Raw genomic sequence first — 21915 nt, forward strand, 5'->3', positions numbered from 1 at the left:
ACGATTCCAGATCTCTCTTGTTGTTATTTGCTGCCCGTCGCACGTTTCAGCGCGATGTGGGCGGTAATACGCAGTCTTAATAATCGCCAGAACACCCATAGCAGCGTGGCGGCAGAAATGGCTGCCGTCAGCAGATAAGTATCATTGTAGGCGAGAATATTGGCCTCCAGCGTGGAGAGGTTTTGCAGTACGGCGCTGGCCTGAACGTTCAATAGCGCGCTGTCGCCTAGCTGGCTTTGATACTGCTGGGCGTAAAGCTGTAGCCGCTCGTTAATGACCGGATTGAGGGTGGTTATCTGGTCGGCAAGCTGGCTCGAGTGAAACTTCTCTCGCCAGGTCTGAAAGGTGCCGAGGATAGCTGAACCGAGCAGGCCGCCAATGTTCTGGCTCATGCCAAACAGCACCGAGAAGCTCACCAGATTACGCTGGTCGGCAATAACGCCGCCGATGCCTGCCAACATGGCGGGCGCGAGGAAAAAGGCACTGCCGAAGCTGAGCAGGAACTGGCTGAACATCAGTTGGTCAGTGCGCGTCAGGCTGGTGGACTGGCTGTCCAGCAGCGAGGCTATCATGATGAGCGTCAGTGCCGTGGCGGTGGGCCAGTAAAGTCGCCGCGGGTTGAGCGTCAGGCAACTGGCGATAATCCCGCAGGTAATACCTGCAAAAATCGACCACGCCAGCGTCGTCATCTGTTCGTTTTGCAGCCCCACGTACTGAAGCCAGCCGATAACGCCGGTATTCTGCTCCGCCAGCACGATACGGATAAGCACCATAATCAGCCCCAGGCGCAGAATACTGCCGCTGGAGAGCCACCGAGTGTTTAATAGCGGGTTAGTACGGTTATGTTCAAAGATGATGGCAGAGACAATCAGCACAATCGCCGTGGCGAGCGACCAGCCAATCCACGGCGCTTCAAACCACCAGTCGAGACGCCCCAGGGACAGCACTGCGCATATCAGCGCCATACCGGGGGCCAGTAAAATAAAGGTGATGAAATCTTTCTTCTCGAACACCTTTTTACGGTCGCTCGGCGGTAGCTTAAGGGCAATAACGCAGGCGAGCGACACCAGCGCCAGGCCTAATTCAAAGAAGTAGAGTCCACGCCATTCGTCAATTTGTAACAGTTCGGTCGAGAACAGCCTTGCGATGGGAATAGCCAGCGACGAGCCGGTTATCCCAATGGTCAGCGCTTTCAGGCGGTGCTTAGCAGGCCAGGCCTGCACCTGATAATAGATCCCCAGCGAACTTAAGGCCGCCGCCACCATACCGTGGGCGGCGCGCACCATCAGCGCCGAGCTGAGGTCGTTGACGAACAGGTGAAAGAAGGTCACCAGCACATACAACACCAGAAAGCCTTCGGTAAACGCCCGCAGACCAAACTGCTGGCGAAATTTCACCAGCAGCAGGTTAATGGAAACGTTAGTCATGACGTAAACCGCAGGCAGCCAGGCGATTTCCGTAGACCAGGCGGCAAATGAACCCTGAAGGTTTTGCAGATTCGCGGTGACGACCGCATTGCCCAACGCGCCGGTGAGGCAAACCAGCAGGCCGACGATGCCGTAGGCGACACGTTTTGGTGCGCTGTGAATCGGCGTTGATGGAGAGCCGAGGATCGCCGGTTTTTCGTGGGGCGCCCAGTCGTGCGGGGCGTAGGGGTCGCGACGCGGTGGAGCCATTATTTTTTCTCCACTTCGTGCAGCAACCGGGTGAGCACCCGCTGGGTAATCTCTTGTTCTTCGGGAGTAATCACCGTCAGAATCTCTTCACGCAGTTCATCCGCCACGGCTTTTACCTGGTGATAAAGCTCAAGGCCTTTTGGCGTCGCGACCAGCAGCCGCTTACGTTTATCACGCTCGGTGAGGACTCGCTCGACCAGCCCAGCTTCTACCAGACGGTTAATAAGCGGCACCACGGTGGCGCTTTCTACTCCCAACTCCTGAGCAAGTTCAGACTGCGACAGTGGCTGTTCGTTGCGCGCAATGCTGGCCACGGCGACCCATGTGGCCTGGCTCATACCGAGATCTTTCAGCCGACGGTTTACCGCCAGCCGCCAGTGATGGGCGGTGAGATAGAGGAGATGAGAAAAACTAAGCTGACGGTTATCCATAGACGATGTATTCATGATCATTAGAGCTCTAATGATTCTACGTTCGCCGAAAACCATAATTCAAGTGAATGTGAAAAATAAATGTTATCGGAAGGTGACTATTTATTTGCTATGGGATGGGGGGTGTAGGCCGGATAAGGCGGAGCCACCATCCGGCACTAGGCTCAATGCTGCCCGATGGCGCTTCGCTTATCGGGCCTACAGATTAAATCTGACTGGTCTGCGCGTTCACCGACGCGGCTGGATTTTTACGGCGGCTGGCAAAGAAAATCGCCGTCAGAGAAATCGCCACCGTCGTTGCCAGATACCAGGCCACCGGTACCCAATCGCCGTTGTATTTTGCCAGCAGACCGGTTGCAATCAGCGGCGCGGTACCGCCTGCCAGTGCAGCGCCAATCTGATAGCCCAGCGTGATGCCGGTGTAGCGTACGTTGGCGCTAAAGATTTCCGAGCACAGCGTTCCCAGCACGGCGGTAATCGGTGACCATAAAATCCCGAAAGTGATAACCGTTGCGAGGGTGATCCCCCAGGTGGTGCCGGTGTTGAGCAACAGGAACCACGGCACGATGAACAGACCCAGCAGCACGACGCTAATGGCGTACATCCGCTGACGACCAATTTTATCCGAGAGCAGGCCCATCAGCGGGATCATCACCGTTGACACCAGCGCACCAAGCGTGACGGCTTCCAGCACCTGCGACTTCTGATAGGTCAGGGTTGTGGTGGCGTAACTCACCACGAAGGTGGAGAAGATATAGAACGGTGCGGTTTCCACCACCTTCAGGCCAGCGGCGATAATCACTTCACGCCAGTGATGGGTCAGGGTTTCGCGCAGCGGCGCTTTAGCCACTTTACCGGAGGATTTCACCTTCTTAAATTCCGGCGTTTCATCGATATCTTTACGGATCCACAGGCCAATCAGCACCAGCGCCGCGCTCATCAGGAACGGAATGCGCCAGCCCCAGGAGAGGAACTGCTCTTCGCTGAACAGCGTCATCAGCGAGACGATAAAAGTGGCCATCAGCATCCCAATCGTCACGCCCGCCTGTGGGATACTGCCGAAGAAGCCTTTACGCTTTTCCGGCGCGTATTCATAGGCCAGCAGCAGCGCGCCACCCCATTCACCGCCGATGCCAATCCCCTGAATAATACGCATCAGAATGAGTAGAATCGGTGCCCAGATACCAATCATGTCGTAGGTCGGCAGCAGACCAATCATCACGGTTGCACTTCCCATCAGCGACAGGGTTAACACCAGCGTCTTTTTACGACCGATGCGGTCGCCAATGTGAGCGAAAATAACGCCGCCAATCGGACGAATAAAGAACGTGAGCGAGAAGGAAAGGTAGGAGAGAATCAGGCCGATGACCGGGTCAACCATCGGGAAAAAGATCTTATTAAACACCAGTGCGGCGGCCGTTCCGTATAAAAAATAGTCAAACCATTCAATGGAACTGCCGGTTAGGCTAGCAATCAGGACCCTCTTATTCTTTTTCAGGATCGTGGTGCTACTTTCTTGTATTGTCATGAAGAATAACTCCCGCCACATTGGGTTAAAATCAGGTATCACCTTTTTTATGGAATGGTGCAACCTGGATTGTGAAAAAGGTTGTGTGTTTGTTAAGCAACTTAGATATGGGCGTTATCTTTGGCAAGCGCATCATTGAAATTTGTGAATAAAAACGAGCATCATTTTTGTTTTAACTGACTGTTTATCCTAATTATAACGGTAGTAAATTCTGGATTGTGTTATAAAAATAGCGTTTTATTCAGGTGCAACCGCGCTGTTTTTAGATGTTTCTGGTTATTTCATGATTGTTACAAAATGGTGTGATTAACGTGAGGCCGTGCCCGCCAATTTGCACGAATGAGGAGAGTAGAGAGGACCATGAACGTGTCATATTTACCGCAGGAAACGCTGATGGCGGCCAACTTACTGGGCCGCTGGCTGGCGCAAAATGATTTTGACAGCTCGCCAAAGGCTGAGGAAACGCAGTGGGTGGTGATGGCCGGAAATGCGGTGATGCCCACTATTGATGCCGCTTGTCGGTTGGTCAGTGAAAGCGGCGGTTCGCTGTTAATCAGCGGTGGTATTGGTCATTCGACCAACTTTCTCTATGAGGCGATGGCACAGCACCCGCGCTATCAAAGCATCGAAACGAACGGGGAGGCGGAGGCGACGCTGCTGGCGGAAATTGCGCACCGCTTCTGGCAGATCCCGCGAGACCGCATTGTGGTGGAAGACCAGTCGACGAACTGCGGTGAGAACGCCTGGTTTACCCGTCGGGTAATGGAAGCGCGTGGCATCCACGCCCCCAGGGTGACGGTGGTGCAGGACCCAACCATGCAGCGCCGCACTATGGCAACCTTTGCCCGCGTCTGGCAAGAGGTGGAAAACGCGCCGCGATGGTTAAGCTACCCGGGCTACATACCGGAACTGATCAACACTGAGGAAGGCGTTGGCTATCGCCAGCCTGAGGCGGGGCTATGGCCGGTGGCGCGCTATTTATCGCTGCTGCTCGGTGAAATTCCACGCCTTCGCGATGATGCGCAGGGTTATGGACCACGCGGTAAGGATTTCATTGCTCACGTCGATATTCCCGCTGAAGTAGAGGCCGCCTGGGCACAGCTTAGCGCTGACCCGCTACTTCAACAGGTATTAGCCAGTCGTACGCTGGGATAATAGCGACCGACCGCTGAAGCGGTCGGATTAACGAAAACTCCATTGCACGGTAATAACAAAAATCGACGGTAAAATAATGCCGCTTTCGATGCCGAAATAGTCGGTGAAGTTATATTGCAGCCCGTGGTAGATATACGGCGAGAAGCCCACACCGGTGATTTTTTTCGCCGTATGATAGGTCCCGGAATCCCCACAGTGGCTGAAGGCATCGAAAAAGAATTCTCCCGTATAGGCATAAACGCCTTTAAACGTCCAACCCTCGGTGGGGCCACTGCCTTTCAACCAGTCACGGCGTACGCCTATCGAAAAACAGCGGTCATCAAAGCTGTTTTTCATCGTCCCGACCAGCAGGCTATATTTCGAATCTTCAGAAAATTTACGTTCGACGGAGAAGTAGTTGTTGTCGAATTCTTCAGTATATTGCCCGTGGTTACCCGTCAGGTGGTAGACAAACGAACCGGTATTAACGGAGTAGAGATTAATCTCATCAGCAAAGCTGAAAGTGGCCGGCAGCAGGGCCGACGTAAATGCCAGAACGCCTGGGATTTTATGCATGATTGAACTCGGTAAAACCGAAATAAGAAGACAATATATTCAATGATAGTGCTTGTGCGATAAACCGTAGTTCAATCAGCACCGGGGATAAGAAAAAATTAGCGAACTATCTTTTCGTGTTGCTTCACAGAAACGGACATGACCAGTTGGAAAAGTTGCCAAAGTGTATATGTATTTAACAATATCTTTACTTGTTAACTACCTAACGCAGACAGGAGCAGGACATGACGTCACCCGTGCAACATCCGATGTATATTGATGGTCAGTTCGTCAGCTGGCAGGGCGATAGCTGGATTGATGTGATTAACCCGTCGACCGAAGAGTGCCTTTCCCGAATTCCTGATGGTGATGCCGAGCATGCGAAGCGGGCGATTGATGCCGCCGAGCGCGCGCAGCCAGCATGGGAAGCGCTGCCTGCTATCGAACGCGCCGGATGGTTGCGTAAAATTGCTGCCGGTATTCGCGCACGCGCGGCAGAAATCAGCCAGATGATTGTGGCTGAGGGTGGCAAAATTCAACAGCTGGCGGAAGTCGAGGTGGGGTTTACCGCGGACTACATCGAATACATGGCGGAATGGGCGCGCCGTTATGAAGGGGAAATACTGCAAAGCGACCGTCCTGGTGAGAACATCTTTGTCTTTAAACGTGCGCTGGGGGTTACCACCGGTATTCTACCGTGGAACTTCCCATTCTTTCTGATAGCGCGCAAGCTCGCGCCTGCGCTTATCACCGGTAACACCATCGTGATTAAGCCGAGTGAGTTTACGCCGAATAACGCTATCGCTTTTGCTGAAATCGTCCACGAGATTGGCTTGCCTAAAGGGGTCTTCAACCTGGTGCTGGGGCGTGGTGAAACCGTCGGTCAGGAGCTGGCAGGCAACCCGAAAGTGGCCATGGTCAGCATGACCGGCAGCGTCGGGGCGGGCGAGAAAATTATGGCCGCCGCGGCGAAAAATATCACCAAAGTCTGCCTTGAACTTGGCGGTAAAGCACCGGCGATTGTGCTGGACGACGCCGACCTTGAGCTGGCGGTTAAAGCGATTGTCGACTCCCGCGTCATCAACACCGGACAGGTCTGTAACTGCGCTGAGCGCGTATACGTGCAGAAAGGTATCTACGACCGCTTTGTCAATAAATTAGGTGAAGCGATGAAAGGGGTGGCATTCGGCGACCCGGCAAAACGCAACGATATTGCGATGGGGCCGCTGATTAATGCCTCCGCGTTGGAGCGCGTTGAGCAAAAAGCCGCGAAAGCCGTTTCTCAGGGGGCGCGAGTGGTACTTGGTGGCAAAGCCGTCGATGGCGCGGGCTATTTCTATCCGCCGACGCTGCTGCTGGACGTTCGTCAGGAGATGAGCATCATGCACGAAGAGACCTTTGGTCCGGTGCTGCCGGTGGTGATGTTCGATACGCTGGATGACGCTTTGAAGATGGCCAACGACAGCGATTATGGACTGACATCTTCTGTTTATACCCGGGATCTCAACCAGGCGATGAAAGCCGTACGCGGTCTGAAGTTTGGTGAAACCTATATTAACCGCGAAAACTTTGAAGCGATGCAGGGCTTCCATGCTGGCTGGCGTAAGTCCGGCATCGGCGGCGCTGACGGTAAGCATGGGCTGAATGAATATCTGCAAACCCAGATGGTCTATTTGCAAACTCAGGGTTAAGCGCTAATCCCCAGCGTATAGGTTTTGTAGGCCTGATAAGCGCAGCGCCATCAGGCGATTCAGGCGCTGATTGCCGGATGGCGGCATTGCCTTATCCTGCCTACAAGACCCGTAGCCCGGCAGAGCTTCGCGACGCCGGGAACTCACCGAGCCACGATCTTTTTCTCATGCTCCAGCAACCAGCGCTTACGGGCCACGCCACCGCCATAGCCGGTCATGCTACCGTCTTTGCCGATCACCCGATGGCAGGGAATGACGATAGCAATGCGGTTGGCACCGTTAGCGGCCGCCACGGCGCGAGCGGCAGTGGGTTTATTGAGCGTTTCCGCCAGCGCCTGATAATGGGTGCTTTCCCCACAGGGAATCTCGGCTAGCGCCTGCCAGACACGGCGCTGGAACTCACTGCCTGGCGTATCCAGCGCCAGCGTAAACCTCAGACGTTTGCCGGCGAAATACTCGGCAATCTCGTTTTCTGCCTGGCGGATATGCTCGTTTTGACCGGCAATAATGCGGGCGTTCAGCAGGCGCTGGAGGTCGCTAAATTCGGTCTCGAGCATCCGGCGGTCAACAAACTCCAACAGACACACCCCGCGCTCGCTGGCGCAAACGAACATCGGCCCAATCGGCGTGGTAAAACGGTGAATGAGCAGCGTTTGCTGCGCCATCGTGGGCGAATGGCCGGTGAGTTTTTTGTAGGTGTAGCCGAAGCCGCTAAGCGACTCGTAGCCGCTATCAAAGGCGACATCCGTGGCGCTACGGCCACCCTTTAGCTCCTGCAATGCGACGTTAACTCGCTGCATACGCTGGAAAGCCTGAAAGGTAATGCCATGATGCTGTAAGAACCAGCGACGCACGCGCTCCGGGCTGATGTTGCTGTCACGCAGTCTGGCATCGCTGATGCGTACTTTAGGCGTCTGACGAACCAGCGCCAACGCCTGTTCAATATAATCAGGCGCGCTACAGGCGTTTTCCGTTGGCCGACAGACTTTGCAGGGACGATAGCCTGCGTCCAGCGCCGATTTAAAATCACGGTAAAACTCGACGTTTTCACGTTTGGGCTTGCGCGCCCGGCAAACCGCAATACAGGACACACCGGTGGTTTTCACCCCGACGTAAAAGACGCCGGTGTACTCCGGCGCGCGCGCCAGCAGCGCCTGGTACCAGGTATCGCATTGGGCGCTATCGGTGACTTTCATCGTCAAAGACTCCTGCAAAGGACTGCTGATGGCGAAGCGATAACAGTAGACGGTTTAGTTGAGTTTGTAATGCGCTATGCATGGCATTGCCCATGGAAATTCGACGCACGCCAAGTTCCGAAAGCGTCGAGAAATCAGCAAGACCGGGAACCGCCATCACGTTCAGCGGCAGCGCGGTTTGCCTGACTAACGCCGCAATATCCTCGGGACGGTGAACGCAGGGGACAAACAGACCATCAGCGCCATGGCTGGCATACAACGATGCTCGTGACAGTGTCACGCTTAACGCCTCTGGCATACCGAGTAAAAAGGGGTCGGTACGCACGTTGAGAAAGAGCGAAACGCGGTGCGTCGCTAATCCCTCCCGAATGGATTGCAGGCGTTCGGCAAAATGTTCAGCATCAAGGAGTTCGCGGCGGCCGTCGCGTACGTGGCTGTCTTCCAGATTGATTCCCGCTACGCCAAGCGCAGACAGTTGCAGCATATTATCCACGATACCGTCCACGGATTCGGCATAGCCAGATTCAATATCAACGCTCAGCGGCAGGATCGTTGCGGCACGGATGCGGCCCACAATATAGCGCAGCTCCGTAAACGATATCCCTTCGCCGTCGGGGTATCCCAACATGTCGGCAATGGCGGCGCTGGAGGTTCCCAGCGCCTGATAACCGGCACGCTGTGCGGCCAGGGCGCTCGGGACATCCCAGACATTCGCGATGAGCAGTGGGGCACTTTGATGGTGCAGTTGAGTGAAGTTCATGTGATTCTCCGGTTGTGTGTGCAATCGGAGTGTGTCGCAGAGCGCAAAAGGGCAGCAACCGAAAATCAGACGACCATTTTTTGCGTGGAAACGGCGGGGGCGTGATGCCGCCCGCCGGCGTGTTTACATTTTGGCGAATTTTTCCAGTACGCGAATCAACTGGGTCACAAAGCCATATTCGTTATCGTACCAGGAGACCGTTTTGACAAGCTGCAGGCCGCCCGCTTCGGTCACTTCAGTTTGGGTCGCATCGAAGACGGAGCCGAAATGCGTGCCGATAATATCGGAAGAGACAATCTCCTCTTCGGTATAGCCAAATGACTCATTGTTGTGCGCGGCGTTTTTCATCACCTGGTTCACTTCATCTACGGTGACTTTTTTACTGAGAATCGAGACCAGCTCGGTCACTGACCCTGTTTTCGTTGGCACGCGCTGAGCGTGGCCCTTCAGTTTGCCGCTTAGCGCCGGGATCACCAGACCAATCGCTTTTGCCGCCCCGGTGGTGTGCGGAATGATATTCTCCGCCGCGGCGCGAGACGCGCGCAGGTCTTTGCCTCGTGGACCATCAACCAGCGACTGCGTGCCGGTATAGGCATGGATGGTGGTCATGGTGCCTACTTCAATGCCGAACGAGTCGTGGAGGGCTTTAGCCATTGGCGCCAGACAGTTGGTGGTGCAGGACGCAACGGAGATAATCTTATCGCTGGCGTTCAGCGTATCGTCGTTGACGTTAAAGACCAGGGTTTTCATATCGCCAGCAGGCGCGGAGACCAGCACTTTTTTTGCCCCGGCATCAATATGCGCCTGCGATTTTTCCGTCGAGGTATAGAAGCCTGTACATTCGACAATCAGCTCTGCACCCTGGGCGGTCCACGGAATATTTTTCGCCTCTTTTTCAGCGTAAACGGTAATGGTTTTACCATTCACAATCAGCGCATTATCGTTGTAATCAACGCTCCACGGGAACGGGCCGTAGTTGGAGTCATGCTTCAATAAGTAGGCCAGAACTTTGGGGGAGGTCAGATCGTTAATTGCGACCACTTCATGACTGCTGGAAACTTCCAGTAAACGGCGCAGAACCAGACGACCAATACGCCCAAACCCGTTAATGCCAATTTTACTCATGGTGCTCTCCTGTCAGTGATGGGTATCAGCCCAATACGCGTACGTCAGATTGACTCAATTAATAAGTGTGGATTATGTATTTCATCTGTCCAGGCTTAGTTCAGCGAGCCGGGAAGGGCAACGTTGTCGCGAAAATTTAATTTGTATCGATTTGAAAAAGTTAATGAAATTTTAATGAATCGCGGCTATTTTGCTTTTTTATGTTACTTCTCAGAGTATTTTGGCGATGAACGATAAATATTCCCGCTTACAAATTGCCATCCATTGGCTGGTATTTTTGCTGGTGCTGGTAGCCTATGCGGCGATGGAATTGCGCGGATTTTTCCCCCGTAGCGACCGCCCGGTCATCAACATGATCCATGTCTCCTGCGGGATCAGCGTGCTGGTGCTGATGGTGGCGCGTCTTCTCATTCGCCTGAAGCGCCCGGCGCCGCCTATTGTGCCGAAGCCAAAGCCGATGATGACCGGGATGGCGCATCTGGGACACCTGGCAATCTACCTGCTGTTTATTGCACTGCCGCTGATTGGTCTGGTGATGATGTACAACCGCGGTAATCCGTGGCTGGCATTTGGCCTCACCATGCCGCATGCCGCAGAGGGGAATTTTGACCTTGTGGATACGCTGAAACATTATCATGTGTTCCTCGCGAACCTCGGCTACTGGCTGATTGGCCTGCACGCGCTTGCGGCGCTGGCGCACCACTATATCTGGAAGGACAACACGCTGCTGCGCATGATGCCACGCAAGCGTTAACCTGCTTTCAACTCCCTGTTCTCTGCGCTACCATAAGTCATATATTTGACGTATGAATGGAGAGAACAGGGTGTTCGCAGATTTTGGTGTGCTTAATTACTGGACCTATTTGCTCGGGGCCATCTTTATTATTCTGGTGCCGGGGCCAAATACCTTCTTCGTACTGAAGACCGGCGTGTCGCACGGTATCCGCAAAGGATATATGGCGGCGCTTGCGGTCTTTATTGGCGATGCCGTTCTGATGTCTCTCTCGTTTGCGGGCGTCGCCACGCTGATTAAAACCACCCCGGTGCTGTTTAATATTGTGCGCTATCTTGGGGCGATTTATCTGCTCTATCTCGGCGGCAAGATGCTGTACAGCACGCTTAAGCGTAAAAATGTCGAACATGACGAAGCTGCGGAGCCGGGCCACGCCATCTTTAAGCGTGCGTTAACGTTGAGCCTGACCAACCCGAAAGCGATTTTGTTCTACGTCTCGTTCTTCGTGCAGTTTATTGATGTCCACGCGAAAACCCCTGGCCTGGCGTTCTTTATTCTGGCGCTGACGCTGGAACTGGTGAGCTTTACCTACCTGAGCTTCCTTATTGTCTCCGGCTCGCTGGTGACGCGCTACGTGAAAACGCGTAAAAAACTGGCAAAAATTGGCAACAGCCTGATTGGCTTGGTGTTTGTTGGCTTTGCCGCCCGCCTGGCGACCCTCCAGTCCTGATAGTTCTCCCGGCCCGATATTCTTATCGGGCCAGTCTGTTTTTACTCCCATCCAAATTGCTATAACGGCATAGGCCTGTCCTACGGTCACCTCATAAACGTCTAAACTAAGAGCTCTGGGGGAGTAAACCCGTTTGGGGCTGTCTATGCGCTTGAGCAAGTAAAAATTTAAAACATTTATTTTACATCAAAGCAATGAACTTGATAGTATACCCCCCTATACTATCGGAGGGCCTATGCCGCATTCACTCGAAGACAAAAAACGGGCTTTAAGCCGGGTACGTCGTATCAAAGGGCAGGTTGAAGCCCTGGAGCGTGCGCTGGAATCGGGTGACTCCTGCCTGACCATTCTGCAGCAGATTGCCTCTATCCGTGGGGCCTCTAACGGCCTGATGGGTGAAATGGTTGAGATGCACCTTAAAGATGAACTGGTGAGCGGCGAAACCACGCCGGATCAGCGCGCGGTGCGCATGGCTGAGGTAGGTCTCCTGCTTCGATCCTATTTAAAATAATCCCCTAATGGAAAAGACAGTTATGAAATCACGTGCTGCAGTTGCGTTTGGCCCTGGTCAGCCGCTGAAAATTGTTGAAATTGACGTGGCACCGCCGAAAAAGGGCGAAGTGCTGGTCAAAATCACCCATACCGGCGTTTGCCATACCGATGCGTTCACGCTGTCTGGTGATGATCCGGAAGGCGTATTCCCGGCGGTGCTTGGCCATGAAGGCGGCGGTGTGGTGGTTGAAGTCGGTGAAGGCGTTACCAGCCTTAAGCCCGGCGACCATGTGATCCCGCTTTATACCGCCGAATGCGGCGAGTGTAAGTTCTGTAAATCGGGCAAAACCAACCTCTGTCAGGCCGTACGTGCCACTCAGGGTAAAGGCCTGATGCCGGACGGCACCACCCGTTTTTCCTATAACGGTGAACCGATTTATCACTACATGGGCACCAGTACCTTCAGTGAGTACACCGTCTGTGCAGAAATTTCACTGGCGAAGGTGAACCCACAGGCACCGCTGGATAAAGTCTGCCTGCTGGGCTGCGGTGTTACTACCGGGATCGGCGCGGTCCATAACACGGCGAAAGTGAAAGAAGGCGACACCGTGGCCGTCTTCGGGCTCGGCGGCATTGGATTAGCGGTTATCCAGGGGGCGGTGCAGGCGAAGGCTGGACGCATTCTGGCCGTGGATACCAATCCGGAAAAATTCACCTTAGCGCGTGAAATGGGTGCCACCGACTTTATCAACCCGAAAGACTACGATAAACCGATTCAGGACGTGATCGTTGAACTGACCGACGGTGGCGTCGACTTCAGCTTTGAATGTATTGGCAACGTTAACGTCATGCGTTCGGCGCTGGAATGCTGCCACAAAGGCTGGGGCGAAAGCATTATCATCGGCGTGGCCGGTGCGGGTCAGGAAATTAAAACCCGTCCGTTCCAGCTGGTGACAGGCCGCGTATGGCGCGGTTCTGCGTTCGGCGGCGTGAAGGGCCGTACCCAACTGCCGGGGATGGTGGAAGAGGCGATGTCGGGCAAAATTCAGCTCGATCCGTTTATCACCCACCGTCTGCCGTTAGACCAGATCAACGAAGCGTTTGATCTGATGCACGAAGGGAAATCTATCCGTACCGTGATTCATTTCGGCGATAAATAATTCCCCCTCAACCAGCGGGATCTTCCCGCTGGTTTTCTGAAGTGTGACCCGCCTTACGTTTTGCACCTTTCCTGATAAGAATTCAGCGTCTATAGCCGATGACTCTATTACTTACCTCAAGTACAAGAGAGTTACTCATGGAAAAAAAATCCGCGCAGCCGAATCGCTCGCAAAAGGTCAGCTTTCTGCATCATATCCGCCTGGTGCCGTTCTTCGGTTTTGTGCTGGGCGGTATTCTGGTGCTGTTTGCCTTGAGTTCAGGGCTGGCAGGCTATTTCATGTGGAAAGCCGATAACGACCAGCGCGATGTGACGCAGGAACTGCAGGTCCGCGTTGGGCTTTCTGACAGCGCCAACTACCTGCGTGAAGCCCGTATTATGATGATTCATGCCGGGGCGGACAGCCGTATCGCCGAGATGGAGAGCATGAAGAAGAACCTGGCAGCGGCAGAAAACCGAATTAAACGCTCTCAGGACGGGTTCAAACTCTACACCAATCGCAGCGTGAAAACGGCGGCCGATGAAGCGCTGGATGCCGAAATGAATCAGCGCTATAGCGCCTATTTAGACGGCATGACGCCGATGCTGAAATATGCAAAAAACGGCATGTTTGAAGCCATCATCAACTATGAAAGCGAACAGGCTCGCGCGCTCGACGATGCCTATAACGACGTGCGCTTGAAGGTCATTGATATTCGTACCGCACGAGCTAACCAGCTTGCGGCATTAGCGCATGACCGTACCCGACTGGGCGGGTTGTTTATGGTCGGTGCTTTTATTCTCGCCGTAGTGATGACCATTATTACCTTTACCACCCTCCGTAGCGTGGTGATCCTGCCGCTGCAGCGAGCGGGCGCACGTATTGCCCAGATTGCGAGCGGCAATCTAACCATGGCAGATGAACCCGTAGGACGCAGTGAAATTGGTCAGCTCAACGGCAACCTGCAAAAAATGCAGCATGCGCTGGTGCAGACTGTGGGTACCGTGCGTCAGGGCGCGGAAGAGATCTATCGCGGAACCAGCGAAATTTCCGTTGGTAATACCGATCTCTCTTCGCGTACCGAACAGCAGGCGGCGGCCATTGAACAGACGGCGGCCAGCATGGAACAGCTCGCGGCGACGGTGAAACAGAACGCCGAGAATGCACACCATGCCAGCAAGCTGGCGGAAGATGCTTCCGGCAAGGCCTCCCGCGGCGGGCAACTGGTATCGGGTGTGGTATCGACGATGGGCAGTATCTCGACCAGCTCGAAGAAAATCTCGGAAATCACCTCGGTGATTAACAGCATTGCATTCCAGACTAATATTCTGGCGCTGAACGCCGCAGTAGAAGCGGCGCGTGCGGGCGAGCAGGGGCGCGGGTTTGCGGTGGTCGCCAGTGAAGTTCGCACGCTGGCAAGCCGCAGCGCCCAGGCCGCAAAAGAGATTGAAGGGCTTATCAGCGAATCGGTAACGTTAATTGAACGTGGGTCTGATGAAGTGGTGCGCGCGGGGACCACGATGACCGATATTGTTGATGCGGTGAAACGCGTGACCGACATTATGCTGGAGATCGCAGCGGCTTCTGATGAGCAGAATCGCGGGATTCAGCAGGTAAGCCAGGCGGTGACCGAAATGGATAACGTCACCCAGCAGAACGCCTCGCTGGTGGAAGAAGCCTCTGCGGCGGCAGCGTCACTGGAAGAGCAGGCAGCGCGCTTAACCGAAGCGGTCGGCACTTTCCGCTTACAGGCAAGTGAACGTGTTGAAACGGTCAAAGCCACAGCAAAAGCCGCGTTTAACCCGGCTAGTCCGACTGCGGCAACCGCCGGCGCGGATAACTGGGAAACGTTTTAAGCGAGGGTCTATCAATAAAAAAGCCTCGTCACCATAAAGGTGGCGAGGCAGTGAAGGCCTGATAAGCGAAGCGCCATCAGGCACAATACGCGCACGATAGTTCGACTATCAGTGGCTATCCGGCAGCGCGTAGGCAATGATGTAATCACCGCGATCCGGCGACTGACGTGCGCCACCTGCGTTAATCACGATGTACTGTTTGCCGGTCTTCGGCGAAACGTAAGTCATTGGGCCTGACTGGCTGCCGACCGGCAGACGGTCTTTCCAGATCTCTTTCCCGGTTGCGGTATCAAACGCGCGCAGGTAGAAATCCTGAGTGCCAGCGAAGAACAGCAGACCAGACTGGGTAGACAGAGAAGCGCCCAGGGTTGGCATACCGATAGGGATTGGCATGTGCATGCGGATCCCCAGCGGACCGGTGTCTTCAACGGTACCTACCGGCACCTGCCAGACAATCTTACCGGACTTCAGGTCCACGGCGGACATCGTGCCAAACGGTGGCTTCTGGCACGGAATACCCAGCGGAGACAGGAAACGCTCGCGCATTGCGCCATACGGCGTACCGTCCATCGGTACAATACCCATCTCGATGCCGCTGGCATTTTTCGCCACATTGGCGCGCGGCACCATGTAGTTTGCCAGGCCCAGACGCATATCGTTGACGAACATCAGGCTGTTGTTCGGGTCAACGGATACGCTGCCCCAGTTCATCCCACCCAGTGAGCCAGGATACTGCAGGGAACGGTCTTCGCCCGGTGGGGTGAAGATGCCCTGATGACGCATCTCTTTAAACTGGATGCGGCACAGCAGCAGGTCAACCGGCGTGGCGCCCCACATATCGGATTCTTTCAACTGCTCGTTGCCGATCATCGGCATGCCGACGGAGTAAGGCTGAGTCGGAGAGTAGCGCTCGCCAGGAACGTTGCCCGCCGGAACCGGACGTTCTTCGACTTTGGCTACCGGCTCGCCGGTTTCACGGTTGAGCATAAAGATCATGCCCTGTTTACTGGTTTGTACCAGCACCGGCGTGGTGCCGCCTTTACCATCTGGCAGGTCATACAGCAGCGGCTGAGAAGGCAGGTCGAAGTCCCACAGGTCGTGGTGGGTTGTCTGATAGTGCCAGCGTACTTTACCGGTGGTAGCGTCAACCGCCACGATAGAGGAGCTGTATTTATCGTCGAGCGCGGTACGTTCACCGGCCCAGAAGTCTGGGGTGGCATTACCGGTTGGCAGATAAATCAGATTCAGCTTCGCGTCGTAAGACATGGCGGACCAGACGTTCGGCGTACCGCGCGTGTAGGTCATGCCTTCTGGTGGCAAACCGGTCAGGTTCGGGTTGCCCGGATCCCATGCCCAGGCAAGTTTGCCGGTATGGACATCATATGCGCGAACTACGCCCGGGGGTTCACCGGTAGAGAAGTTATCGGCAACGCGACCGCCGACCACCACCACGTTACCCGCCACTAATGGCGTAGAGGTCTGCTGGTAGTAACCCGGTTTGATATCGCCCATACCAACGCTCAGATCAACCACACCGTGGTCGCCAAAGTCGTCGCACACTTTGCCGTTATCGGCATTGATGGCAATCAGGCGGGCATCCGTGGTAGGCAGGAACAGACGACGCGGGCAGGCGGCGGGTTGTGTTGCCGTGGCTGGCGTGGTCAGGGCCTGGGTGTCCTCAAAATAACCGAGACCACGGCAGCGCTGCCAGTTTGGCGCGGTGGCTTTGGAATCGTAACGCCATTTCTCTTTGCCTGAATCGACATCCAGCGCCAGCACTTTGCTGTACGGCGTACAGACGAACAGCGTGTCGCCAATCTGCAGCGGGGTGTTCTGATCTTCGGCACCGGAGCCGTTGCTCTGTGGAATATCACCGGTATGAGCAACCCATGCGACCTGCAGCTTATCGATATTCTGCTTGTTGATTTGATCTAACGCGGCAAAACGGTCGCCGTGGGTGGTGTTACCCCAATGCTCCCAGTTTTTCTGTGCTTCGCCTGGTGCGACCGGTTTAACCGGCACCGGTTCCGTCGCGGAGACCAGCGTTTGCGGCTTGAACATGCCACCAACGCTCACCAGCAGGATAACGGCGATAATCCCGGCGAGGCTAAATGCCGGGCCTTTTTTCGCAGGCTGCGCGTGGGACATAAATGGCCATACCAGCGCACAAAGAAAGGCCAGTACGCCAAAGGTAAATAGGCGCGAGAAGAGCGGCCAGAAATCCCAGCCCGCATCGCTGATAGACCAGACGATCGCCACAATAAACGCCAGTGCGTACAGCACAATCCCGGCACGACGTTGACGTGCGATCAGAATGGCGCTGACCACCATCACGATACCCATCAGCGTAAAGAACCAGGTGCCACCAACGCTGGCGAGCTTAGCCCCCAGCGCGCCGATAGCCAGGCCGACGATCAACATCAGCGCGATAAGAAGCCACTGCAGGATTCGTGGGAATCCTCGTGGCACGTTGCCAGTTGCCATACCGTTCTCCTTAAAACAGCAAAATGTGCACAGTTGAACCATGTGGTGTGTTTTGTTCTGTGCTTTTGTTTTGAATGAAATGCTAACGTGCTTCTAAATGAGGTATTTGGTTTATCAATGCAATTATGCATGAACCATTTGGTTAAATTATGGGTATGATAGATCTGTTAAATTGCATTGCGCAATTGTTAATAAATAATTTCGCATTAATTGCGTAGAGGAAAAGTAAAAGGGCGCGGAAAAACGAAGGAACTTAGCCCGCCAGGCGACGGGCCCGTGTGATTTTTCAGGAAGGCATTGACTTGCGAACGGCGCTCAATAGCGTCTGCGCGCCGGAAGAAAGCGGGGTATCCACTCGCGTCAGGATACCAATGGGTTCACCCTGACCCTGCGTCGCAATCGGCAGGGCGGTCAGCACGCCGCGGCGCAAATCGTCCTTCACCGCGCCGGAAGGGACGAACCAGATATAGTTGAAATCGACCGTCAACTGGCGAGAAAGTGACGCGGAAAGCGTCTCGATGCAGCCTGCGGGCATTTTGCAGCCCTGGCTTTGGAGCAGCGTTTCCGCATTCTGGCGGGGAACGGTACCCTTCGGTGAAACCACTACCGGCCACTCCAGCACGCGGCTCAGAGTGATATTTTCATGCAGCAGCGGGTGGTCGGGACGGACGACCAGCTTCAATGATTCCAGGAACAACAGCTCATAGTTCAACCCGGTCATCAGTTCCGGGTCGGACATGCGACCAATGCCCAGATCGATATCACCGGACTTCAGCGCCGCCAGCAGCATCGTATTGTTCATGGTGGCGACCTGAAGCGTCACGTCTTTTTGCTGCTGATGAAATTGTCCGATAACGGCAGGGAGCACGCCGAGCGCTGCGGTGGGTAGGGCACCGATGCGCACAACATCATTATTAACACCTTCTTTACGTATCAGCGCCTGACCCGCGGTATTTAGCGCATCAAGCACCTTCACGGCATGGGTTAAAAATTGTTCACCCACGAGGGTGAGTTGAGCCCCCAGACGGCCACGTTCGAAGAGACGTGTACCGGTTAGCTGTTCAAGTTCATTGAGCGTCTTGGAGAGCGCTGGCTGGCTTAAATTAAGGGTTTCAGCCGCTCGCCCCAAAGTTCCTTGCTGGGCGACGGCTACGAATGTGTGCAGATGGCGCAGGCGAATGCGCTGGCTAAAGAGTGCGTTTTTTTCCATAAGCGATGTTAAAAACAGAGCGGCATGAGTGACAAGTAATGTTGTTTAAATTTGATAACTTGCTAGCAAATTATTATTAACATTTGTGCGGTTTAACAGACAAGCGATTTGTTGGATTAGAGACGTTCCCGGCGTCGCGTTTGTACGGCCGGGCTACTTTGCGATAGGTAACCTGGCCGTACAAACGCGACGCCGGGTCAAAGCGCACTAACCTTACAGATCAAAAAACACCGTTTCGTTCTCGCCCTGCAAATAAATATCGAACCGATACACCGTCTCGTTGCCGCGCGTCTCTTTATGCGCAATCAGCGTCTTGCGACGCACTTCCCACTCAATCAGGTTCAGCACAGGATCTTTGCTGTTTGCCTCTTGCTCGTCCGGGAAGTACATCCGCGTATTCAGACCGATGTTGATCCCGCGCGCCACGATCCACAGATTGACGTGCGGTGCCATCATGCGCCCATCGCGGCCGACCGCTTGTCCCGGCTTAACGGTATCAAAACGCCAGACGCCGCTATCGAAGTTGGAGCAGGCGCGACCCCAGCCGCGAAAATCTTCATCCAGCGTTTTTTCGTGCTGTTGGTCCGCGACATGGTTATAGCGCCCGGCGGCGTTGGCTTGCCATATTTCAATCAGCACATCGCGCACCGGTGTGCCGGAGCCGTCGAACACGCGCCCCTCGATGGCAATATGCTCTCCGGGCGTGTGGCTGTTGGTCAGGGTTGAACCAAAATTCTTCTCAAAAATATGGAAGCCTGCGGCATCCGGCGCCAGGCCAATATGCACATAAGGGCCGGCGGTTTGTGACGCCGTTTCCGGTAAATAGTCTTTCATCGTGCAGCCCCCTGAGTACGATTTTCAAACAACGTGGCGCGCTGGCCGCGCAGCACCAGATCGAAACGATAGGCCAGACAGTCGAGCGGTACGGCAGCATGGGTATCCAGCTCGGCGATAAGCGTACGTACGGCATCATCGTTATTGATGGTTTTGACGATAGGGCACTGCTTGATAAGCGGATCACCCTCAAAATACATCTGGGTGATCAGGCGCTGGGCGAAGGCTTCGCCAAAAATAGAGAAGTGAATATGCGAAGGACGCCAGTCGCTCACCTGGTTACGCCACGGATATGGGCCGGGCTTGATGGTGCGGAAGAAGTAATAGCCATTTTCATCAGTGAGAACGCGCCCACAGCCGCCAAAGTTGGGGTCAATCGGAGCCAGATACTGGTCCTTCTTATGGCGATATCGGCCCCCGGCGTTGGCCTGCCACACTTCAACCAGCGTATTTTTCAGCGGGCGGCCGAAGCCATCGCGCACGTAGCCATGAACGATGATGCGTTCGCCAATAGGCAAACCGTCTTTGGCGTAGTTGAGGATCAGGTCGTTATCCAGCGGGCCGAGATCCTGCTGGGAGAAGACCGGGCCGGTGATTTCTGACAGCGAATTTTGCAGCGAGATAAGGGCATTGCGCGGCGAGCGCAGCACGCTGGTTTTATAGCCCGGCGCGTGGGCTGGGGGATGATTGTTGTAATCCCGGTGAATCACTTCTTGCGGTGACCATTTTGTGCTCATAGGTGGCTCCGTGTAGGGTATTTTATTATTGCCACAGACAGTGTGTGTAAATACTTTGTTAATTTAAAGTGAATTTAAGGTATATTTTTAATAACCCTGGGTTATGTAATCAGAACCATTCACTCAATAAGTTCAGTCAGTTGCCGCGATCACAGTTTGTAAATTCTTACCGCATAGCGTCATGGCCTTTCCTACACTGCAAATATATTCACAGGAGGCAAGGCATCATGGCGCACACCCTTTCGGCGGATGATATTCGTGAGGAATTTTCACAAGCAATGTCGGCAATGTATCAGCAAGAAGTTCCGCAATATGGAACCCTGCTGGCATTAGTGGCTGACGTAAACCTGGCCGTGCTGGAAAATAACACGCGTCTGCATGAACAGCTGGCCAATGCGGATGAGCTCGCGCGACTTAATGTTGAACGTCATGGCGCGATCCGAGTGGGTACGGCAGAGGAACTTTCCACGCTGTGCCGGATGTTCGCCATAATGGGAATGGAGCCGGTGGGCTATTACGATCTGTCGGTGGCGAACGTTCCGGTACACTCGACCGCCTTTCGGCCGGTGGACGATGCGGCGTTACAGCGTAATCCGTTTCGTATTTTTACCTCTTTATTGCGTCTTGAGCTTATCGACGACCCGAATCTGCGCCAGAAAGCGGCGAAGATCTTAGCCGATCGGGATATCTTCACGCCGCGCTGCCGGGCGCTGATGAATCTGCATGATGAGCAGGGCGGATTCACCGCTCAGCAGGCGCAGGAGTTCGTGCGGGAAGCGCTGGAAACCTTCCGCTGGCATCGGCATACCACCGTTGACCAGGAGACCTATCAGGCGCTGAACCAACAGCATCGCTTGATTGCCGATGTGGTCTGTTTCCCCGGCTGCCACATTAACCATCTCACGCCGCGGACGCTGGATATCGATCGCGTGCAGGAACTGATGTCCGATTACGGTATTGAGCCCAAAGCAGTAATTGAAGGGCCGCCGCGCCGGGCGGTGCCGTTACTACTCCGCCAGACCAGCTTTAAAGCGCTGGAAGAGCCTGTGCAGTTTGCCGGGGAGTCGAACGGCACGCACACCGCGCGCTTTGGCGAAATTGAACAGCGTGGGGTGGCGTTAACGCCTAAGGGCCGTGCGCTGTATGACAAACTGCTCAGCGAGGCGGGGGTTGGCAAAGATAACCTGACTCATCAGCAGCATCTGCAAGAGGTATTCAAAGCGTTCCCGGATAGCGAGTTCTTACTGCGCCAGCAGGGGCTTGCCTGGTTCCGCTATCGCCTAACGCCGACAGGTGACGCCCACCGCCTGGCGATTCACCCAGGCGATGATCCTCAGCCGTTTATCGAACGCGGCTGGATTATCGCCCAGCCCATCACCTATGAAGATTTTCTGCCGGTGAGCGCCGCCGGGATTTTCCAGTCGAACCTGGGCGGCGACGGGCAAACACGCACGCAGGGCAATGCTAGTCGTGATGCCTTTGAAACGGCACTTGGCCGACAGGTACTGGACGAATTCAGTTTGTATGAGGAGGCTTCGCTACGCAGCAAACGGCGTTGCGGTCTGCTCTGAAACGGGTACTCTGCACAGGAGTGAAAAGAAAAA

Annotated in this window: 19 protein-coding genes; 8 read left to right on the forward strand and 11 right to left on the reverse strand. The window is 54.6% G+C overall.

From position 1 onward, the window contains the following. Window positions 1-23 precede the first annotated feature (23 nt). The 3 genes from GKAS_RS07815 to GKAS_RS07825 all read right to left on the reverse strand — a co-directional run bounded on the left by GKAS_RS07815 (window position 24) and on the right by GKAS_RS07825 (window position 3635). Window positions 24-1676 (reverse strand): MFS transporter, encoded by a 1653-nt coding sequence (locus GKAS_RS07815; RefSeq protein WP_035893178.1) that lies wholly within the window; start codon window positions 1674-1676, stop codon window positions 24-26. Then, window positions 1676-2107 carry a MarR family winged helix-turn-helix transcriptional regulator gene (locus GKAS_RS07820; protein WP_035893180.1) on the reverse strand — a complete coding sequence of 144 codons (432 nt, stop codon included), beginning with the start codon at window positions 2105-2107 and terminating at the stop codon, window positions 1676-1678. Before GKAS_RS07820 ends, GKAS_RS07815 begins: the two co-directional genes overlap by 1 nt. Window positions 2108-2312: 205 nt before the next feature. Further along, the gene (locus tag GKAS_RS07825; protein ID WP_035893182.1) at window positions 2313-3635 is read right to left on the reverse strand and encodes an MFS transporter; all 1323 of its coding nucleotides are present in this window, start codon (window positions 3633-3635) and stop codon (window positions 2313-2315) included. Window positions 3636-3995: 360 nt separating this feature from the next. Between GKAS_RS07825 and GKAS_RS07830 the strand changes: the two genes are divergently transcribed. Then, window positions 3996-4790: a YdcF family protein gene (locus GKAS_RS07830; RefSeq protein WP_035893184.1), complete on the forward strand. Its 795-nt coding sequence runs from the start codon at window positions 3996-3998 to the stop codon at window positions 4788-4790. A gap of 27 nt (window positions 4791-4817) precedes the next feature. Here GKAS_RS07830 and GKAS_RS07835 read toward each other — a convergent pair whose 3' ends face one another. Further along, window positions 4818-5345 carry a hypothetical protein gene (locus GKAS_RS07835; protein WP_051910734.1) on the reverse strand — a complete coding sequence of 176 codons (528 nt, stop codon included), beginning with the start codon at window positions 5343-5345 and terminating at the stop codon, window positions 4818-4820. Window positions 5346-5569: 224 nt separating this feature from the next. Between GKAS_RS07835 and aldA the strand changes: the two genes are divergently transcribed. After that, the gene (aldA, locus tag GKAS_RS07840) at window positions 5570-7015 is read left to right on the forward strand and encodes an aldehyde dehydrogenase (protein WP_035893186.1); all 1446 of its coding nucleotides are present in this window, start codon (window positions 5570-5572) and stop codon (window positions 7013-7015) included. Window positions 7016-7158: 143 nt separating this feature from the next. On the opposite strand, the gene GKAS_RS07845 is transcribed toward aldA, so the two are convergent. The 3 genes from GKAS_RS07845 to gap all read right to left on the reverse strand — a co-directional run bounded on the left by GKAS_RS07845 (window position 7159) and on the right by gap (window position 10096). Further along, window positions 7159-8211 (reverse strand): bifunctional transcriptional activator/DNA repair enzyme AdaA, encoded by a 1053-nt coding sequence (locus tag GKAS_RS07845; RefSeq protein ID WP_035893188.1) that lies wholly within the window; start codon window positions 8209-8211, stop codon window positions 7159-7161. Beyond that, window positions 8195-8971 (reverse strand): isocitrate lyase/PEP mutase family protein, encoded by a 777-nt coding sequence (locus GKAS_RS07850; protein WP_035893191.1) that lies wholly within the window; start codon window positions 8969-8971, stop codon window positions 8195-8197. Before GKAS_RS07850 ends, GKAS_RS07845 begins: the two co-directional genes overlap by 17 nt. A gap of 123 nt (window positions 8972-9094) precedes the next feature. Further along, complete coding sequence (gene gap / locus GKAS_RS07855; protein WP_035893194.1) at window positions 9095-10096, reverse strand: type I glyceraldehyde-3-phosphate dehydrogenase; 1002 nt, start codon at window positions 10094-10096, stop codon at window positions 9095-9097. 226 nt (window positions 10097-10322) lie between these two features. Between gap and cybB the strand changes: the two genes are divergently transcribed. The 5 genes from cybB to GKAS_RS07880 all read left to right on the forward strand — a co-directional run bounded on the left by cybB (window position 10323) and on the right by GKAS_RS07880 (window position 15046). After that, on the forward strand, window positions 10323-10850 hold the full coding sequence (cybB, locus tag GKAS_RS07860; RefSeq protein WP_035893196.1) for a cytochrome b561: 528 nt from the start codon (window positions 10323-10325) through the stop codon (window positions 10848-10850). A 70-nt stretch (window positions 10851-10920) separates the two neighbouring features. Then, window positions 10921-11559 carry a leucine efflux protein LeuE gene (gene leuE, locus GKAS_RS07865; RefSeq protein WP_035893198.1) on the forward strand — a complete coding sequence of 213 codons (639 nt, stop codon included), beginning with the start codon at window positions 10921-10923 and terminating at the stop codon, window positions 11557-11559. A gap of 235 nt (window positions 11560-11794) precedes the next feature. Beyond that, entirely contained in the window at window positions 11795-12070 is a 276-nt protein-coding gene (locus GKAS_RS07870; RefSeq protein ID WP_035893201.1) for a metal/formaldehyde-sensitive transcriptional repressor, read from the forward strand. A 22-nt stretch (window positions 12071-12092) separates the two neighbouring features. Then, window positions 12093-13211: an S-(hydroxymethyl)glutathione dehydrogenase/class III alcohol dehydrogenase gene (locus GKAS_RS07875; protein ID WP_035893203.1), complete on the forward strand. Its 1119-nt coding sequence runs from the start codon at window positions 12093-12095 to the stop codon at window positions 13209-13211. 137 nt (window positions 13212-13348) lie between these two features. Beyond that, entirely contained in the window at window positions 13349-15046 is a 1698-nt protein-coding gene (locus tag GKAS_RS07880; protein ID WP_035893205.1) for a methyl-accepting chemotaxis protein, read from the forward strand. A gap of 108 nt (window positions 15047-15154) precedes the next feature. Here GKAS_RS07880 and GKAS_RS07885 read toward each other — a convergent pair whose 3' ends face one another. The 4 genes from GKAS_RS07885 to pcaH all read right to left on the reverse strand — a co-directional run bounded on the left by GKAS_RS07885 (window position 15155) and on the right by pcaH (window position 20311). Continuing rightward, entirely contained in the window at window positions 15155-17530 is a 2376-nt protein-coding gene (locus tag GKAS_RS07885) for a glucose/quinate/shikimate family membrane-bound PQQ-dependent dehydrogenase (RefSeq protein WP_035893207.1), read from the reverse strand. A 286-nt stretch (window positions 17531-17816) separates the two neighbouring features. Next, window positions 17817-18740, reverse strand: coding sequence for a LysR substrate-binding domain-containing protein (locus tag GKAS_RS07890; protein WP_035893208.1), 924 nt, complete (start codon window positions 18738-18740; stop codon window positions 17817-17819). A gap of 213 nt (window positions 18741-18953) precedes the next feature. After that, complete coding sequence (gene pcaG, locus GKAS_RS07895) at window positions 18954-19574, reverse strand: protocatechuate 3,4-dioxygenase subunit alpha (RefSeq protein WP_035893209.1); 621 nt, start codon at window positions 19572-19574, stop codon at window positions 18954-18956. Continuing rightward, window positions 19571-20311, reverse strand: coding sequence for a protocatechuate 3,4-dioxygenase subunit beta (gene pcaH, locus GKAS_RS07900; RefSeq protein WP_035893211.1), 741 nt, complete (start codon window positions 20309-20311; stop codon window positions 19571-19573). The genes pcaG and pcaH overlap by 4 nt, the downstream gene beginning before the upstream one ends. 227 nt (window positions 20312-20538) lie before the next feature. On the opposite strand from pcaH, the gene hglS reads away from it, so the two are divergent. Next, on the forward strand, window positions 20539-21882 hold the full coding sequence (gene hglS / locus GKAS_RS07905; protein ID WP_035893212.1) for a 2-oxoadipate dioxygenase/decarboxylase HglS: 1344 nt from the start codon (window positions 20539-20541) through the stop codon (window positions 21880-21882). Window positions 21883-21915 lie beyond the last annotated feature (33 nt).

Source organism: Kluyvera ascorbata ATCC 33433, from assembly GCF_000735365.1.
Classification (GTDB): Bacteria; Pseudomonadota; Gammaproteobacteria; order Enterobacterales; family Enterobacteriaceae; genus Kluyvera; species Kluyvera ascorbata.

Coding starts and splice junctions, on each gene's coding strand:
- GKAS_RS07815 (WP_035893178.1), bottom strand. CDS start 1,676: ATGGCTCCACCGCGTCGCGACCCCTACGCCCCGCACGACTGGGCGCCC.
- GKAS_RS07820 (WP_035893180.1), bottom strand. CDS start 2,107: ATGGATAACCGTCAGCTTAGTTTTTCTCATCTCCTCTATCTCACCGCC.
- GKAS_RS07825 (WP_035893182.1), bottom strand. CDS start 3,635: ATGACAATACAAGAAAGTAGCACCACGATCCTGAAAAAGAATAAGAGG.
- GKAS_RS07830 (WP_035893184.1), top strand. CDS start 3,996: ATGAACGTGTCATATTTACCGCAGGAAACGCTGATGGCGGCCAACTTA.
- GKAS_RS07835 (WP_051910734.1), bottom strand. CDS start 5,345: ATGCATAAAATCCCAGGCGTTCTGGCATTTACGTCGGCCCTGCTGCCG.
- aldA (WP_035893186.1), top strand. CDS start 5,570: ATGACGTCACCCGTGCAACATCCGATGTATATTGATGGTCAGTTCGTC.
- GKAS_RS07845 (WP_035893188.1), bottom strand. CDS start 8,211: ATGAAAGTCACCGATAGCGCCCAATGCGATACCTGGTACCAGGCGCTG.
- GKAS_RS07850 (WP_035893191.1), bottom strand. CDS start 8,971: ATGAACTTCACTCAACTGCACCATCAAAGTGCCCCACTGCTCATCGCG.
- gap (WP_035893194.1), bottom strand. CDS start 10,096: ATGAGTAAAATTGGCATTAACGGGTTTGGGCGTATTGGTCGTCTGGTT.
- cybB (WP_035893196.1), top strand. CDS start 10,323: ATGAACGATAAATATTCCCGCTTACAAATTGCCATCCATTGGCTGGTA.
- GKAS_RS07870 (WP_035893201.1), top strand. CDS start 11,795: ATGCCGCATTCACTCGAAGACAAAAAACGGGCTTTAAGCCGGGTACGT.
- GKAS_RS07875 (WP_035893203.1), top strand. CDS start 12,093: ATGAAATCACGTGCTGCAGTTGCGTTTGGCCCTGGTCAGCCGCTGAAA.
- GKAS_RS07880 (WP_035893205.1), top strand. CDS start 13,349: ATGGAAAAAAAATCCGCGCAGCCGAATCGCTCGCAAAAGGTCAGCTTT.
- GKAS_RS07885 (WP_035893207.1), bottom strand. CDS start 17,530: ATGGCAACTGGCAACGTGCCACGAGGATTCCCACGAATCCTGCAGTGG.
- GKAS_RS07890 (WP_035893208.1), bottom strand. CDS start 18,740: ATGGAAAAAAACGCACTCTTTAGCCAGCGCATTCGCCTGCGCCATCTG.
- pcaG (WP_035893209.1), bottom strand. CDS start 19,574: ATGAAAGACTATTTACCGGAAACGGCGTCACAAACCGCCGGCCCTTAT.
- pcaH (WP_035893211.1), bottom strand. CDS start 20,311: ATGAGCACAAAATGGTCACCGCAAGAAGTGATTCACCGGGATTACAAC.
- hglS (WP_035893212.1), top strand. CDS start 20,539: ATGGCGCACACCCTTTCGGCGGATGATATTCGTGAGGAATTTTCACAA.